The sequence below is a fragment of the Meiothermus sp. genome (assembly GCF_025056915.1).
Taxonomy (GTDB): Bacteria; Deinococcota; Deinococci; order Deinococcales; family Thermaceae; genus Meiothermus.
In genome coordinates, this window is sequence record NZ_JANWVH010000018.1 from 1 (window position 1) to 14830 (window position 14830).

The window sequence follows — 14830 nt, forward strand, 5'->3', positions numbered from 1 at the left end:
CCATTCGACTATAAGAAAGCTTTGTCCTGGACAGAACAGTGGCCGCCTAACCAGGCGGCCACGACTGTGAAGGGCGCGATAATGTCAAGTTTGGGATGAGGCTTTCTCCCCTGATAACCGGAGTTAAATGGGCTTCGCAAGAATAGTCTCTGGAGACGAATGTCAACAATCTTTGTGAATCCGAGGTCTGTGCAACCCCGGATTCTTGCGTCCCTGCGGTAAAAGCGGCTGTAAAGGCTATTCGGAAAAAGCGTTTTGAACTGGCGCGCCCGGGAGGACTCGAACCCCCGACCTACCGCTTAGAAGGCGGCTGCTCTATCCACTGAGCTACGGGCGCAAGCAACCCCAACATCGGGGCAATCGCTAGTTTAGCAAACTTATGGACATAGCAAAGCGCATCCAACAAGCAAAAAACCGCTCTTCGGCGGTTTTTGGAGCGGGAGACGGGATTCGAACCCGCGACATTCAGCTTGGAAGGCTGACGCTCTACCAACTGAGCTACTCCCGCACAATACCTCTGAGGCTGGGTGGCCGCTGGTGCTGGTCGGGGAGACTGGATTCGAACCAGCGACCCTCTGCTCCCAAAGCAGATGCGCTACCAGACTGCGCTACTCCCCGGTTGTACGTCTGGCCTCCTGACCAGCGCGCAGGTTCAAAGATAGCACAGCAGAGCAAAAACGGTCAAACGCCGAACCGGATTTTTTCGTTTTCCGGCGTACTGGTATGGCATAAGGGCTTACCGGGCTTTCATGCAAGCGCTGTGGGCTGCTTGCACCCGATTCAGGGCAAAAGAAAGCCTCGACCGGTTCCGCCAGGCATGGGGCTGCGCAACACGTGTTTGACCATATTGACAAGTCGCCTGGCAATCCCTATATTTATGTGTTGCTTGGGCTGTTAGCTCAATTGGCAGAGCAACTGACTCTTAATCAGTGGGTTGCAGGTTCGATTCCTGCACAGCCCACCAGGCAAAGCAAGGAGCAGTGCAGGTAAACCAGGGTCGGACGCCCTGGTTCTTCCTTTGCATTCCCGGTGGAGGTATCGCCGACCACTTTGGCACCCAAGCTTACGCCTGGAGGCGGCAAATAACCCATCGGCTTTCAACCCCGGTGCTACATTTAGGGCAACGTGCGGACTATGGGAGTTAGCAACCGAAAGATATCAAACAAGCAAAACCTTCTGAGCCTGCTGGGGTTGCTGATCTGGGGCGTGGTTTCGTTCCTCTACCTACCCGATAGCTACCAGGCCTTCAGCTTTCTCTTCTTGATCCCCTGGGTCTGGAAAGACGGCCCCCAGAGCATGCGCTGGGTGGTACCGCTGGTTTTCATCTATACCATCGTGCAACACCTGTACCCCAAATCCAATCTGAACCTGGACAGTTTGCTGGTTACGATGCTTCCGGGTTTGGCAGCGCTGGGTTTTGTGGCCTGGCTGCGCGAGCGGGATCGGCGTTCGCAGAAGGAACTCGAGGACTCCCTGCGCTTCATGCACCTGCTCGAGGAGGGCAGCCTGAACATCAGCACCGCCAACGACCCACTGGAGCTAACGGAAAACGCCATGACCTCGCTGCATAACCTGAACATTGCGCCCCACCTGGCCTTTGTGCGTTTCCGAGAGGGCAAGCCGGTGGTGGTGAGCGCCCGCGGCGCGCTGGAGCGCTACCGGGGGCGGCACCTGCCCCAGCAAAAGCTGAGCACCCACGCCAGCCTGACCGACACCTTTGTGGTGGGCAACTACCTCGAGGGCATCCCCGAAAGCGCGGGCTGGTCTACCGCAGCGGTGCCGGTTTCGGCGCGCCAGAAGCGCCCCCTGGGGGTGGTGATTCTGGCCCGGGAGGGCAATAAGCCCTTCCAGTCCGACGAAAAGGCCATGGCCAACTCGCTGGCCAGGGTGATGGGAGCCCAGCTGGGGCAGATGGAAGCCCTCAAGCACCTCGAGGATGCCTACGACGGTACGCTGCGGGCCTTAGGTCTGGCCCTGGAATTCCGCGACCACGAAACCCAGGGCCATACCAAGCGGGTGGTGGCCTGGGCCGACCAGCTCGCCCAGGATTTGAACCTGGATGCCACCATGCGCAAGTTCCTTCGCTGGGGCGCCTACTTGCACGATATCGGAAAGCTGTCCATCTCCGATCACATCCTCCGCAAGCCCGACAAGCTCGACGAGGAAGAATGGGAGATCATGAAAAGCCACGTCATCAAGGGCTGGGAAATGCTTTCGCGGGTGCCGTTTTTACCCCAGGAGACCCTGGAAGTGGTGCGCTACCACCATGAAAACTGGGATGGCAGCGGCTATCCCGACGGCCTCAAAGGCCAGGACATCCCCATCCTGGCTCGCATCTTTGCAGTGGTGGACACTTTCGACGCCCTCTACAGCCCTCGCCCCTACAAGCGGGCCTGGAAACCGGCAGAAATAATCGAGGAGCTGCATCGCCTGCGCGGAAAGAAGCTCGATCCCAAGCTGGTGGATATCTTCATCAAACGCATCACCTCGCCTTCCGGCAAGGAGACCATGGAGATGGCCAACCCCAGCAAAACCAACGTAAAAGCCTGATGGAGCCCGGGGCCAAAGGTCAGATTTGGGCGAAGTCCAAAATATACTGCCCCTGGCCGGCAGACCGAATCAAAGCATCGCTGACCGCTGCGGGGGGAGCTCTTTATGGGAATCAAAGGGGTTTCCCAGAACACAGCCCTCGGCAATTCCCCAAACACCAGCAGCTGCTCCACGATAAAATAGCTGACCATGCAGCTATTTCCACCGCTCTACGACACCCCTCTGGCCGAGCTTTTTCACACTCGAGTCCCTGCGGGAGAGCCCTGGGCCTGGGTGCTGTGCCAGCGCATTCTGGCGGACGAGACCCTGGCCAGACGCCTGCTAAGTGAGCCGCTGAGCCCCGGAATGGCCGACTGGATCGGCCAGGAGTTGGGGCACCTGCGACGCGAGTTAGAGCACCTCAAAAAACAATACCCCTTTTCGGAGTTCGGCAATCGAACACCCAGCGCTGCCGAGAGCGCCCTGCTGAAGGTGCTGCTGGAAGGTTCGCCCGCCTCCTTGCAACACTTCTATCGGACCTTTGGCTATGGGATTTATGTTCACCATACGGCCTTCCTGTTTAGCCGCCAGATGCAGGCCATCGAAAAACCCGACCCGGCCAGCTTTGACGACCTGGTCGGCTATTCCCGCCAAATTCACTCCCTGCGCACCAACGTGGAGCGCTTCTTGGCCGGAAAGCCTGCCGTTCCCATGCTCCTCTATGGGGCCAGGGGTTCTGGCAAATCCACCTCGGTCAAGGCCCTGCGCACCCACTATGCCGATCGGGGGCTGAGGCTGGTCGAAGTGCTTTCGGAGGGTCTGGAACAACTTCCAGCCCTACTGGAACTGCTGTCGCCCCTGCCTTACAAGTTCGTGCTCTACATGGACGACCTGGCCTTTGCCAGCGACGACGAACGGTTCCACAAGCTCAAGGCCCTGCTGGAAGGGGCGGTCTATGAGCGGCCCGCCAATGTGCTGGCCGTGGCCACCTCCAACCGCCGCAACCTGGTTGCCCAGCACTGGTCAGACCGGCCCGCCCCCGATGCCAGCGACCCCGCCTCCTGGGACACCTTACAGGACAAGCTGGCCCTGGCCGACCGCTTCGGTCTGGTGCTCACCTTTCCCCCTTTCGACCAGCAGCTCTACCTGGAAGCCGTGGCCCACATCCTGGGGCATGAACTCAACGAGGCCACCCGCAAAGCTGCCCTGCAATTTGCCCTGGATGGCCGGGGCTTCTCGGGCCGAACTGCACGGCATTTTGCGCAACAGCACATGGGCTGAGGCTCAGGCGCTCAAGACGACCAGATTTCAGCAAACGACTATCGCGCTCTTCACAGACGTGGCCGCCCCCGAAAACGAGAAGGGACAAAGAGACGTGCCTCACCGAGGTGAGGCACGCTTGTCTGCGTTGCGTCTGGGCCAAAACGCATGTTTTCGAGTTTCCAGGCGACCACTGTTCTGTTCAGGACAAAGCTTTCTTATAGTCGAAATAGGTCTAAATATGTGAAGAGCGCTCTAAGCGAATCGCTCGTCGGGCTTGAGCAGAATCTGGCGCTTGCGCTCGAGGGCCGCCCCAATAAATCCGGCAAAAGGCGGCGAAACCCGCATGGGGCGGCTGGAAAGCTCGGGGTGGGCTTGCAGGCCAATAAAGAAGGGGTGATTGGGCAGCTCGATGGCCTCCACCAGCCCCTCTCCTCGCCCCTGCACCCCCGGCGTCACCGCCGAAACCGTCAGGCCGCCCTCGATGAGACGCTGGACATACACCGGGTTTACCTCGTACCGGTGGCGGTGCCGTTCGAAGACCAGTTCCTTGCCGTAAAGCTTGTAAAGCAAAGTTTCGGGGTGGATGCGCATGGGCCAGTTGCCGAGCCGCATGGTGCCCCCCATGCCTTCGACCTCCAACTGCTCGGGCATCAGGTCTATCACCGGGTGGGGGGTGTACGGGTCGAACTCGGTGCTGTTGGCCCCCTCGAGGCCCAGCACATTCCGAGCGTATTCAATCACCGCAATTTGCAGCCCCAGGCAGATACCAAAGTAGGGCACCCGGTTCTCCCGGGCATAGCGGGCCGCCCAAATCTTGCCTTCCACCCCCCGGATGCCAAACCCCGGCCCCACCAGCACCCCATCCACATCGCCCAACAATTCGGCAGCCTTGCCCAGGTCGGTGATGTCCTCGGCGTTAACCCACTTCACGTTGACCCGCGCATCGTGGGCAATGCCCGCGTGGCGAAAGCCTTCCAGAATGCTCAGGTAGGCATCGGGCATCTTGACGTATTTGCCCACAAAGGCCACCGAGACCTCATCGGCAGGCTGCTTGAGTTTGCGTACAGCATTCTGCCAGAAGGTCAGGTTGGGCTGAATTGGCTCCAGGCCCAGCTTTTTCTCCACCACCCGTCCCAGGCCCTGCTCCTCCAGCACCAGCGGCATCTCGTAGAGAAACTGCACGGTGGGGCTGCTGAAAACCTCTCCTGCATGCACGTTGGTAAAGAGGGCCACCTTTTTACGCACATCCTCCGGCACCATCTTCTCCGAACGCAGCACCAGCACATCAGGCTGGATGCCCACCCCCCGCAGGGTAGAGACCGAGTGCTGGGTGGGCTTGGTCTTAAACTCCTCCGAGGTCGCCAGGTAGGGCACCAGGGTCAGGTGCAGGTACATGAGGTCCTGGTCTTCTTCATCGAACTGAAACTGCCGGATGGCCTCCAGGAAAGGCAGGCTCTCGATGTCGCCCACTGTGCCGCCCACCTCCACCACCACGATATCGGCGTTTTGCTCGTGGGCGGTGCGGCGGATGCGCTCTTTGATCTCGTCGGTGATGTGGGGAATCACCTGCACGGTCTGGGAGAGGTACTCCCCGCGCCGCTCTTTTTGGATGACCGAGAGGTAGACCTGCCCGGTGGTGATGTTGTTGGCGCGGGACAGGTCAATGTCCAGGAAGCGCTCGTAGTGGCCGATGTCCAGGTCGGTTTCGGCCCCATCACCGGTGACAAACACCTCGCCGTGCTCGTAGGGCCGCATGGTGCCCGCGTCCACGTTGACGTAGGGGTCAATCTTGATGGCGGTCACCCGGTAGCCGCGCCCCCGCAGGATGGCCCCCAGGCTCGAGGTGAGGATACCCTTGCCCAAACTGCTGACCACACCGCCCGTAACAAAAATGTATTTCACAACAAACCCCCGTCCTGCGCCGGAGCCTGTCCAGCGCTCATAAAGCTCCTTTTCAAACGCTCAACCGGTACGGTGGAGCCGCCTAACTATCACGGGACTTGATCGTACCACGACCTGCCCCCCCTGTGTCCAGCCGCGCGCGCACAGTTAGCCCCTGGGCTTTGCAAAAAAGTTTGACTTGGTACAATCTGGGTATGGCCGGGGCCATTCAACTCTCGCACCAGGTTGCGCCGGGCATTTTTGCCATTCCGGTGCCCATCCCCTACCCCTTCAGGTACGTGAACTGCTACCTGCTGATGCCCAGTCCCGGTTCCTCCGATGGCCCGGCCCTGCTGGACTGTGCCCTGGACACCACCGAGGCGAGGGCCGGTCTGGAGGCGGCCCTGCGCGAGCACGGGCTGGAATTCGGCGACCTCGAGCGCCTGATCGTCACCCACCACCACCCCGACCACTACGGCCTGGCCGGGCTGATTGAAGCCAAAGGCCCCAGGGTGTGGATGCTGGACGTGGAGCTAAGGCGCGGCCACATCTTCTGGACCGAACCCGAGCGCATGAACCAGATGGGGCAGGCGCTTTTCCACCAGCACGGCGTTGCCGATGAATACCTGGCCGACCTTAGCCAGGAGATGGCCAAAACCCGCAGCCGGGTGCATCCGGCACAGAACCCACAGACCTTCCGCGATGCCGAAACCCTTACGCTGGCCGGTATGCACTACCGGGTGGTCTGGACCCCCGGCCATGCCGACGGCCACGCCATGTTGCTGCGCGAGGCGGACGGAGTGCTTTTGGCCGGGGATCAGATCCTGGAGCGCATCTCCCCCAACATTGGCCTCTGGGCTTACTCCTACCCCAACCCCCTGAAGCACTACTTCGAGTCGCTGGAAAAAACCGCTGCTCTGGGGGCCTCACAGGCTTTGCCGGGGCACTACCGGCCCATCCTGGACATTGCGGGCCGCACCGCCGAGCTGAAAGCCCATCACCACGAACGCCTGGGCTATCTGCTGAACCTTCTGAAGCCCACCCCACAGACCTGCTGGCAGGTATCGCTCGAGCTTTTCCCCGGCAACCTCAACCTGGCCCAAAGGCGTTTTGCCTGGTCGGAGACCCTGGCCCACCTGGAGTACCTGGTGGCCGAAGGGAAGATAAAGAGGCTCGATCTAGACGGGATTGTCCACTACTGCCGCTAACCCCAACCCTCCCCCGCCCCAGGCTCGACCCTTCAGGCCATTTATCCCCGCTTTGGGGCGCTAACCTGGGAACACAGGAGGAGAGCCATGAGCAAGGTCTACAAGAAAGTGGAGCTGGTCGGCAGCAGTGCGGAAAGCCTCGAGGACGCCATCAAAGTGGCGCTGGAACGGGCCCGCAAAACCCTGCGCAACCTGGACTGGTTCGAGGTCAAGGAGATTCGCGGTAGCCTGACCGATGGCTACGTAAATACCTACCAGGTGACACTTTTGGTGGGGTTCCGGCTCGAGGAGGCCTAGTTCACCAGGCCAGGGCCATACCGTCGGCGCGGGGCTCGGTGGCCGCCAGGAAGGCATCCGCCGGTTTCAGAATGACCTGACCCCGGCCAAACGAGGCCCACTCGCTCTGCAAGACCACCTCGTGCCCGCGCTCTTTGAGGCCAAAGACCAGGTGGGCGGGCAGGCTGGGCTCGAGCTCCACCTGCTGGCCCCGCGTCCACTGCCAGCGGGGCGCGTCCAGGGCTGCCTGGGGGTTCATCCCATAGTCTTCCAGGTTTACCACCACCTGCAGATGCCCCTGGGGCTGCATGTGCCCCCCCATCACGCCAAAAGGCCCCAGGGGCTTGCCATCGCGGGTCAGGAAACCGGGGATGATGGTGTGGAAGGGCTTCTTGGCGGGGGCATACTGGTTGGGGTGCCCGTCCTCGAGCACAAAACAGGCCCCCCGGTTCTGGAGCGAGATACCGGTTCCGTCCACCACAATGCCCGCCCCAAAGCCCATGTAGTTGGACTGAATCAGGGAAACCTGTAGCTCCCCATCGGCAGCAGCCAGATACACGGTGCCCCCTTGGGGCGCACCAGCCTGCACCGGCAAGGCCCGCTCGCCAATCAGCCTGCGGCGCTGGGTCAGGTAGTCCGCTGCCAACAGTTCGTCGGGCGAAACGGTCATGAAGCGCGGGTCGGCCACGTACTTTTGCACATCGGCAAAAGCCAGCTTCATAGCCTCTATCTGGAGGTGAAAGCCCTCCACCGAGTCGCGTGGATACCGCCCCAGCTCAAAGCCCTCCAGGATTTTCAGGGCCATCAGGGCGGCCATGCCCTGCCCGGCAGGAGGAATCTCGTGCACTTCCAGCCCCCGGTAGCGCACCGAGAGGGGCTTCACCCACTCCGAACGGTAAGCAGCCAGGTCGGCCCGGGTCAGGTAGCCTCCGGTGGCGGCGGCAAAATCGGCCATCTGGGCGGCCAGCTTACCCCGGTAGAAACTCTCGGCGCCGGTACGGGCAATCTCCCGCAGGGTTTCGGCGTGGCGCGGGCTGCGCCAGACCTCGCCAGGCCGGGGCGCACGGCCTCCCGGCATGAACACGTCCTTGAAGGGCTGGAAACAGGGGTCGTTCAGGGGGCCATAGATGGCCTCGATGCGGGGCCAGGTGCGCCCGACCTCGGGGGTAACCGCAAAACCCTCCTCGGCGTAGCGGATGGCCGGGGCGAAGAGTCGCTCGAAGGGCAGCCGGCCAAACTTTTCGTGCAGCGCCCGCCAGGCCGAAGGCGCGCCGGGTACCGTGACCGGCAGCCAGCCCCGGATGGGTACCTGCCCGCTACCGGCAAAAGTGGCCAGGTCGAGACCTGCCGGGCTCGCACCATAGGCGCTCAGGCCGTGGAGGTTCTGGCCGTCGTGTACCAGGGCAAAAGCATCGGAGCCAATGCCGTTGGAGGTGGGCTCGAGCACCGTCAGGGCAATGGCCATCGCCACCGCAGCGTCCACCGCATTGCCCCCGGCCAAGAGCATCTCCATACCGGCCAAAGCGGCCTGGGGCTGGCTGGTCGCCACTGCGCCCCGCTTGCCGGCCACCACATTGCGACGGGAGGGATAGGGGTACTGGTTGAGGTTCATCACAGAAGACCTTTCTTTACAAAAAGAAATATCGGGAGCCCTTCCGAAACAACCCAGCCCTGTAGATAAGGCGAAAACTCCGTGGCTTCCACAGTCGCGACGAGTTTTCCTGCCATTGAAATTATACGGTGAGTTCCGATGACTGAAGGCAAATGCCTGACAAAGACGTGTACACTTGTGCTCTATCGGGACATACCTGAAGCTTGCTTTGTTTCGCCCGGCACTGACCAAGGGGCTCGGACTTTCAGCTCGGTTGGTCTTCACTCCGGCTCTTCCCACCGCATGGGCCGAATCTGCACACACTTACCGCCCTCCAGCACGAGTTCGGTGGCACAGAACATGGCCCGTCCTGTGGCGGCCTTGAAGGGCGTGGGCCGCTGGGTGATGAAGCGCCCCAGAAAGCTCTCTATTTCACCGCCAATAATCGAGTGGATGGGGCCGGTCATACCCACATCACACTGAATGGCCGTTCCATTGGCCAAAAAACCCGCATCGGCGGTCTGGACGTGGGTGTGGGTACCCAGCAGGGCCGCTATCTTGCCGCCCAGGTAGTGCCCCAGGGCGTATTTCTCGCTGGTGGCCTCGGCGTGCACCTCGAGCAAGGCGTAATCGTGCGGCACCTCAGCCAGCAGGGCCTCGGTGGTGCGGAAAGGGTCGTAGAGGTTCAGGCCCATGTCCACCTGCCCCATCACCTGCATCACCAGCAACCGCTCTTTGCCCGCTTCCAGTACCCAGTGGCCCTGGCCAGGGGTGCCGGGCGGGTAGTTGAGGGCGCGGATGATGGGCTCGGTTCGGATGAGTTCATAGATGTCTTTGTGGTCCCAGGCATGGTTGCCCAGGGTGATGAGGTCAGCCCCCGCCTCCCGCAGTTTTTTATAGGCAGGTTTGGACAAACCTTTGCCGTGGTGGGCGTTTTCTCCATTGACAATCACCAGGTCGTAGTGGGGGCGCAGGTCGGGCAGGTGCATCGCCACCGCACGTAAACCAGGGTCGCCAAAAACATCCCCAACAAACAAAACACGCATGGGCCTAGCTTATCGTGCAGGCGAAGCTGGTGAGGTGTAAAAAACCACGCCCGTCGGGTGCGGGTTGGCATGAATAGCCGGGTGGCCGAGGGTCTGTGGCCGATGGCAGGGGGCCGGTGGTGGTCACGCAAGGATACCCGTACACTCCATAAGAGCAAAAGCCCCCGTGCCCTCTCGAAGGGTGGGTTGGGGTTTCGGACTAGACCCCCCATCGGCTGGTTGCTTGGAGGGCCAGCCACCACACAGGCCAGGGCTGAACTCGCTCGCCCTTAGGCAGGGTTGCACGGGCTTTTGTGCGGCAACTAGGTTTTGCGCTGGTCGGCGGTACCGGGATAGAGGGCCTTTAGCTCCCCCCACAGCCGTTCTGGGTTATCCACGGGGAGCCGACAAGCCCCCTGCCGGCAGAGATAGGCCAGCCCCGGCGAGCGGTTTCGCAAGACCGGCAGCGAGCTCGGCGGCCCGAAGGCCAGGGTGGTCAGGGGCAAGAACCATTGGCGAACCGGAAGGGCGAGTTCTGAAGGCGTGACCAGGGCCAGCTCGCTGCCCTGGGTGCCCACCAGATGCGCCTGGAGCAGCGCCGGGAAGCCAAAAGCGTTGTGTAGCAGATTCTGGGCGTAAAACTGCACCGCCGACAAAGCGGCCTGGTGCCAGTCGGGGCGTTCGTACAGCGCCGCCAGGCGGAACAAGAGCTCGGCTGCGGAGGCATTCCCCGATGGGTAGGGCCCATCGTAGGCGTCCCGCACCTTGACCGGCAGGGTCGGGTCGAGCGAGTCGCGGAAGCTTCCCTCGGGCTCCTTGAAGTGGGTCAGGATGGCCTCGGCCAGATGCCGCGCTGTCTCGAGCCACTCCATCTCCCCCGTAGCCTCGAAAAGCGCCAGCAGGCCCAGCCCATAGTGGGCCTGGTCGCTCAGATAGGCCTGGGGCTGGAGCCGCCCCCCCCGCCAGGCGTGCCGCAAAAGACCTTCCTGGTACATTGCCTTCAAGACAAACTCAGCATTTTTTCGGGCTGCCTCAATGTACCCAGGTTCCCCCAACCAGCGGCCCGCATCGGCGAGGGCCCGCAGCATCAGGCCGTTCCAGTCGGCCAGCACCTTGTCGTCGGTCAGGGGTGGGGTGCGCTGTCGGCGGGCCTCGTAAAGCCTCTGCCGCACGCGCGCAACCCAGTTTTCAAAGGCTTCGGGCCCCAGGCCCAGGTGTTGCATCAGGGCCTCATCGGGGATGCGCCGCTCGAGGACGTTGGTGTGCTCCCAGTTTCCGGTTTCCGAAGCCCCAAAAAGCAGGAGGGCCGCCTCGGCCTCAGGCCCCAGGATTTCGCGGATTTCGGCCTCCTGCCAGACGTAATACTTGCCCTCCACGCCCTCCGAGTCGGCATCCTGGGCCGAGTAGAAGCCCCCTTCCGGCCCGGTCATCTCGCGCAGCACATAGTCCAGGGTCTCTTTGGCAATCCGCCGGTAGCGGCGGCGCTCAGCCGCACCGGCCTGGCCCAACAGGCTCGCCCCCGCATAGATGCGGGCCAGCTGCGCGTTGTCGTAAAGCATCTTCTCGAAGTGAGGCACCCGCCAGATGTGGTCTACTGCATAGCGGTGGAAACCGCCCCCCACCTGGTCGTAGAGGCCCCCTTCCGCCATGCGGCTCAGGGTCAGTTGCAGATGCTTCCAGGCCGCATCGTCACCCAACCAGGCCTTAGACAGCAGGTACGCGAGGGCGGGCGACTGGGGAAACTTGGGCGCCCCGCCAAACCCCCCGTAGGCCGGGTCGAAGGCCCTTGATAAACCCGCCAGGGCTGCCTGATGCAGGTTCTCGGGCAACTCACCGGCTCTGGGCTTTAGCTGACCCTGCAGGAAGGCCGTAAGCTGCTCGGCATTCTCCAGCACATCTTTTTGCTGATGCTGCCAGGCGTTGTGAACCCCCATCAACACCCGACGGAAGCCCGGCATGCCCGGGCGGTCCTGGGGAGGCCAGTAGGTGCCACCAAAAAAGGGCCGCAGGTCGGGCATCAGGAACATATTCATGGGCCAGCCACCCGCGCCGGTCATGGCTTGCAGAGCCGACATGTACACATGGTCCACGTCGGGCCGCTCCTCCCGGTCTACCTTGATGGGCACGAAGTGCGTATTGAGAAAGGAAGCTATTTCCGCGTCTTCAAAACTTTCTCGTTCCATCACATGACACCAGTGGCAGGTGGCATAGCCCACCGAGAGAAAGATGGGCTTGTTCTCGGCCCTGGCTTTGGTAAAGGCTTCCTCGCCCCAGGGGTACCAGTCCACCGGATTATGGGCGTGTTGCAGCAAATAGGGGCTGCTCTCTTGGGCAAGACGGTTCGGCACTCGCTCAGGGTAGCCCCGGGTGACTAAACTGAAAGTAGTGTGACTCGCCTGGCGCCCTCGCTTCAAATCCTCCGGTACCTGAGCCACCGGCTGCTGGCCGGCCTGATTGACCTCGGGGTGATGACGGGGTTGCAGTTTGGTATTGCAGGTTCGGCCAATGCCCTGTTTCCCCCCACTCATCCGGGCCACCACTTTTCCGCCGAGGGCCTGATTCTTTTTGGGGTGTTCTCGCCGCTGGCCTGGTTCTTGTACGCTGTGCTACCCCTAACCCGCACGGGGGCCACCCTGGGCAAGGAGATTGTGGGGATTCGGGTGGTGGGGCGGAACGGCCAGAAGCCATCGCTGCTACAAGCCTTCATGCGCGAAAGCGCCGGGCGCTGGTTGAATGCAATGGTGCTGAATTTGGGACTATTGTTTGTTTTTTGGGACAGGGACCGGCAAGCCCTGCACGACATGGTGGCCGATACCTTCGTGGTCTGGCGAAAAAACCGGGGGCATTTTTCCTGAGCCAGTGAGTTAGAGCGCTCTACACATATTCTGAGCCATTCGAGTTCGACAAAGCCCGGTTCTGAACCGAACAGTGGCGGCCTGGAAACTCGAAAACATGCGTCCCGGCCCAGACGCAACGCAGACACTTGTCCCTTCTCGTCTTCGTGGGCGGCCACGTCTGTGAAGAGCGCGATGGTGCGCTTCGAGGAACAATACCAGCCTTGCTTGAACGCTTTGCATACGGTTAAATCCTGTGTCGCATTAAAGCCCAAAAAAACCACCCGCACGGTGAGCGAAATAAGTCAATCCTGGCCTGGACTCGCTCTGTTCCTCCCAAGGGAGGCCAGGTGGGGTGGCTGACCTGGCCCTTCACGCAAGCAGCCGATGGGGGGTCTTTCCGATACCCTCCCAAACCCTACCTGTGCAGGGCTATCACTCTTTGGAATCTGTGGGCGTGGATGGGTTTCTTTACGACCGTGTATTGAAGCGGTGCGTCGAAATAGGGGTTAGGGCGTAGAAGGCGGGTGTCGGAGGCCCACCCCTCACCACCGACCACCTGCTCCCATCCTGTGTTTCCTTAAAAGTTGCTTGTACGCCGAAAGGTGGTTCCGGGTGCAGCCGTTTTGACTGAGCGGGGTGCGTGAGGCTATAGGTTTAGTAGATACCGGCGCACTTTTCAAGACGTGCCTGACGTTTGCTACACTGGTAGGTTGTGAGCAGCAACACCAAGACCCGCAGCCAAAGCAAGCCTGCTACCCGCACGCCGGCCATGTACAAGGTCTTGTTGCTGAACGACGACTACACCCCCATGGACTTTGTGGTGTTTGTCCTGATGCGCTTTTTCAAGAAAAGCGAACTCGAGGCCACCCGCATTATGCTTCAGGTACACCACGCGGGGGTGGGAATCGCAGGCGTTTATCCCTTTGAAATCGCCGAAACCAAGGCCAATCAGGTCATGGAGCTGGCGCGCGCCGAGGGGCATCCGCTGCAATGCACCATCGAACCGGAGTAGCACGCCTGGGCTCTTGCCCTGAGATGCGCCCGATGGCGTATGGTCTATGGTTCGGGCCAAAAGCCAGTCGCCAAGGCCTTTACATCGGTCATATTTGATGCTGGCTTCTCAGTATCCAAGGTGTGAAAAGCACAAACGAGCGCCCCCGGCCAGGGTAGGGTTGTGCTGTGTTTGTCGCTCCTCATGCAAACCGCTGGTACAGGCTCGCCTTCTGGCTGGCAGTTCTGACCATTATTTACAACCTGCTCGAGGGCCTGGTCTCGGTCTGGTTTGGCCTGTCGGACGAGTCGCTGACCCTGTTTGGCTTTGGCCTGGACAGCTTTATCGAGATGATTTCAGGCATGGGCATTCTGGCCATGGTGCTGCGCATCTGGAAGCATCCCGGCACCCCCAAGGGCCACTTCGAGAAAACCGCCCTCCAGATCACCGGCACGGGCTTCTACGGGTTGGTGGGAATCCTAACGGCCATGGGGCTTTACAATCTGGCCACCCAGCACAAGCCCGAGACCACCCTGGCCGGCGTCGTCATTGCCATCATCTCGATTTCGTTGATGTGGGCGCTGATTCACTACAAAACCCAGGCTGGCGTGGCCCTGGGCTCGGAGGCCATCCTGGCCGATGCCAAATGCGCACGGGTCTGCATGTACATGTCGGGGCTGCTGCTGGCTTCCAGCCTGATTTATGCCGTTAGCGGCATCTGGTTTGTGGACAGCCTGGGGGCTTTGGGGCTGGCTTACCTGTCCTTCACCGAGGGCCGCGAAGCCTTTGCAAAGGCCAACGGGGTCGAGTGTGGGTGTCATGTCCGCTGAAGGGCCGGTAGCGGGTTCACAGCAAACGGCTTTGACCCTGGCGCAACGCCCATCACGACCGTACCTCGGTCGGGCCTCGGATTGCTCGCCGCGCTCGGAAAGAGGCATCTGAGCAGGTTTCTGACTGCCATCCAGGTTTCTGCGCCCAGTATTTTTTTACCCTGGGGGTGACCGGGCTGGCACCGGCATCCGAACGGTTGAGGTGACTACCTGGCTTATCCGTCAGCTGTTGCGCTCCTCAAGACGTGACCGCCCACCCAGGCGGACCTTGTTCCGTCGGGGACAAAGCATTCTCGAAGTCAAACGGCTCAGGATATGACTCTCTGGATACTCAAGCTGTGCGCGGGCAGCAGGAGCTTGGCATCCGCCCCCTGTCCCCTAATCCCAAACCCCTGCTCC

At 61.3% G+C, this 14830-nt stretch carries 11 protein-coding genes and 4 tRNA genes; 8 read left to right on the forward strand and 7 right to left on the reverse strand.

Features of this window, described 5'->3' with window-relative positions:
* Positions 1-261: 261 nt before the first annotated feature.
* From NZN28_RS04705 to NZN28_RS04715, 3 genes are all read right to left on the reverse strand, one after another.
* Positions 262-337 (reverse strand) — tRNA-Arg (locus NZN28_RS04705).
* A 95-nt stretch (positions 338-432) separates the two neighbouring features.
* A tRNA-Gly gene (locus tag NZN28_RS04710) sits at positions 433-508 on the reverse strand.
* A 33-nt stretch (positions 509-541) separates the two neighbouring features.
* Positions 542-618: transfer RNA gene (locus NZN28_RS04715), tRNA-Pro, on the reverse strand.
* A 270-nt stretch (positions 619-888) separates the two neighbouring features.
* Here NZN28_RS04715 and NZN28_RS04720 point away from each other — a divergent pair.
* The 3 genes from NZN28_RS04720 to NZN28_RS04730 all read left to right on the forward strand — a co-directional run bounded on the left by NZN28_RS04720 (position 889) and on the right by NZN28_RS04730 (position 3810).
* Positions 889-964, forward strand: a tRNA-Lys gene (locus tag NZN28_RS04720).
* 170 nt (positions 965-1134) lie between these two features.
* Positions 1135-2550 carry an HD-GYP domain-containing protein gene (locus NZN28_RS04725; RefSeq protein ID WP_295395651.1) on the forward strand — a complete coding sequence of 472 codons (1416 nt, stop codon included), beginning with the start codon at positions 1135-1137 and terminating at the stop codon, positions 2548-2550.
* A 189-nt stretch (positions 2551-2739) separates the two neighbouring features.
* Complete coding sequence (locus NZN28_RS04730; protein WP_295395653.1) at positions 2740-3810, forward strand: DUF815 domain-containing protein; 1071 nt, start codon at positions 2740-2742, stop codon at positions 3808-3810.
* A gap of 234 nt (positions 3811-4044) precedes the next feature.
* Here NZN28_RS04730 and NZN28_RS04735 read toward each other — a convergent pair whose 3' ends face one another.
* The gene (locus NZN28_RS04735) at positions 4045-5694 is read right to left on the reverse strand and encodes a CTP synthase (protein ID WP_295395655.1); all 1650 of its coding nucleotides are present in this window, start codon (positions 5692-5694) and stop codon (positions 4045-4047) included.
* Positions 5695-5888: 194 nt separating this feature from the next.
* Here NZN28_RS04735 and NZN28_RS04740 point away from each other — a divergent pair, with 194 nt between their 5' ends.
* Positions 5889-6881, forward strand: coding sequence for an MBL fold metallo-hydrolase (locus tag NZN28_RS04740; RefSeq protein ID WP_295395656.1), 993 nt, complete (start codon positions 5889-5891; stop codon positions 6879-6881).
* Between the two features lie 87 nt (positions 6882-6968).
* Entirely contained in the window at positions 6969-7178 is a 210-nt protein-coding gene (locus NZN28_RS04745) for a dodecin (RefSeq protein ID WP_295395658.1), read from the forward strand.
* Position 7179: 1 nt separating this feature from the next.
* On the opposite strand, the gene NZN28_RS04750 is transcribed toward NZN28_RS04745, so the two are convergent.
* The 3 genes from NZN28_RS04750 to NZN28_RS04760 all read right to left on the reverse strand — a co-directional run bounded on the left by NZN28_RS04750 (position 7180) and on the right by NZN28_RS04760 (position 12121).
* Positions 7180-8769, reverse strand: coding sequence for a gamma-glutamyltransferase family protein (locus tag NZN28_RS04750; protein WP_295395660.1), 1590 nt, complete (start codon positions 8767-8769; stop codon positions 7180-7182).
* 260 nt (positions 8770-9029) lie between these two features.
* Positions 9030-9794 carry a TIGR00282 family metallophosphoesterase gene (locus tag NZN28_RS04755; protein ID WP_295395661.1) on the reverse strand — a complete coding sequence of 255 codons (765 nt, stop codon included), beginning with the start codon at positions 9792-9794 and terminating at the stop codon, positions 9030-9032.
* Positions 9795-10096: 302 nt separating this feature from the next.
* Positions 10097-12121: a thioredoxin domain-containing protein gene (locus NZN28_RS04760; RefSeq protein ID WP_295395662.1), complete on the reverse strand. Its 2025-nt coding sequence runs from the start codon at positions 12119-12121 to the stop codon at positions 10097-10099.
* Between the two features lie 39 nt (positions 12122-12160).
* Between NZN28_RS04760 and NZN28_RS04765 the strand changes: the two genes are divergently transcribed.
* The 3 genes from NZN28_RS04765 (at position 12161) to NZN28_RS04775 (ending at position 14431) form a co-directional block, all read left to right on the forward strand.
* On the forward strand, positions 12161-12628 hold the full coding sequence (locus tag NZN28_RS04765; RefSeq protein WP_295395663.1) for an RDD family protein: 468 nt from the start codon (positions 12161-12163) through the stop codon (positions 12626-12628).
* A 694-nt stretch (positions 12629-13322) separates the two neighbouring features.
* Complete coding sequence (gene clpS / locus NZN28_RS04770) at positions 13323-13622, forward strand: ATP-dependent Clp protease adapter ClpS (RefSeq protein WP_295395664.1); 300 nt, start codon at positions 13323-13325, stop codon at positions 13620-13622.
* A 167-nt stretch (positions 13623-13789) separates the two neighbouring features.
* Positions 13790-14431, forward strand: coding sequence for a cation transporter (locus NZN28_RS04775; RefSeq protein WP_295395666.1), 642 nt, complete (start codon positions 13790-13792; stop codon positions 14429-14431).
* The last annotated feature ends 399 nt before the right edge of the window (positions 14432-14830 follow it).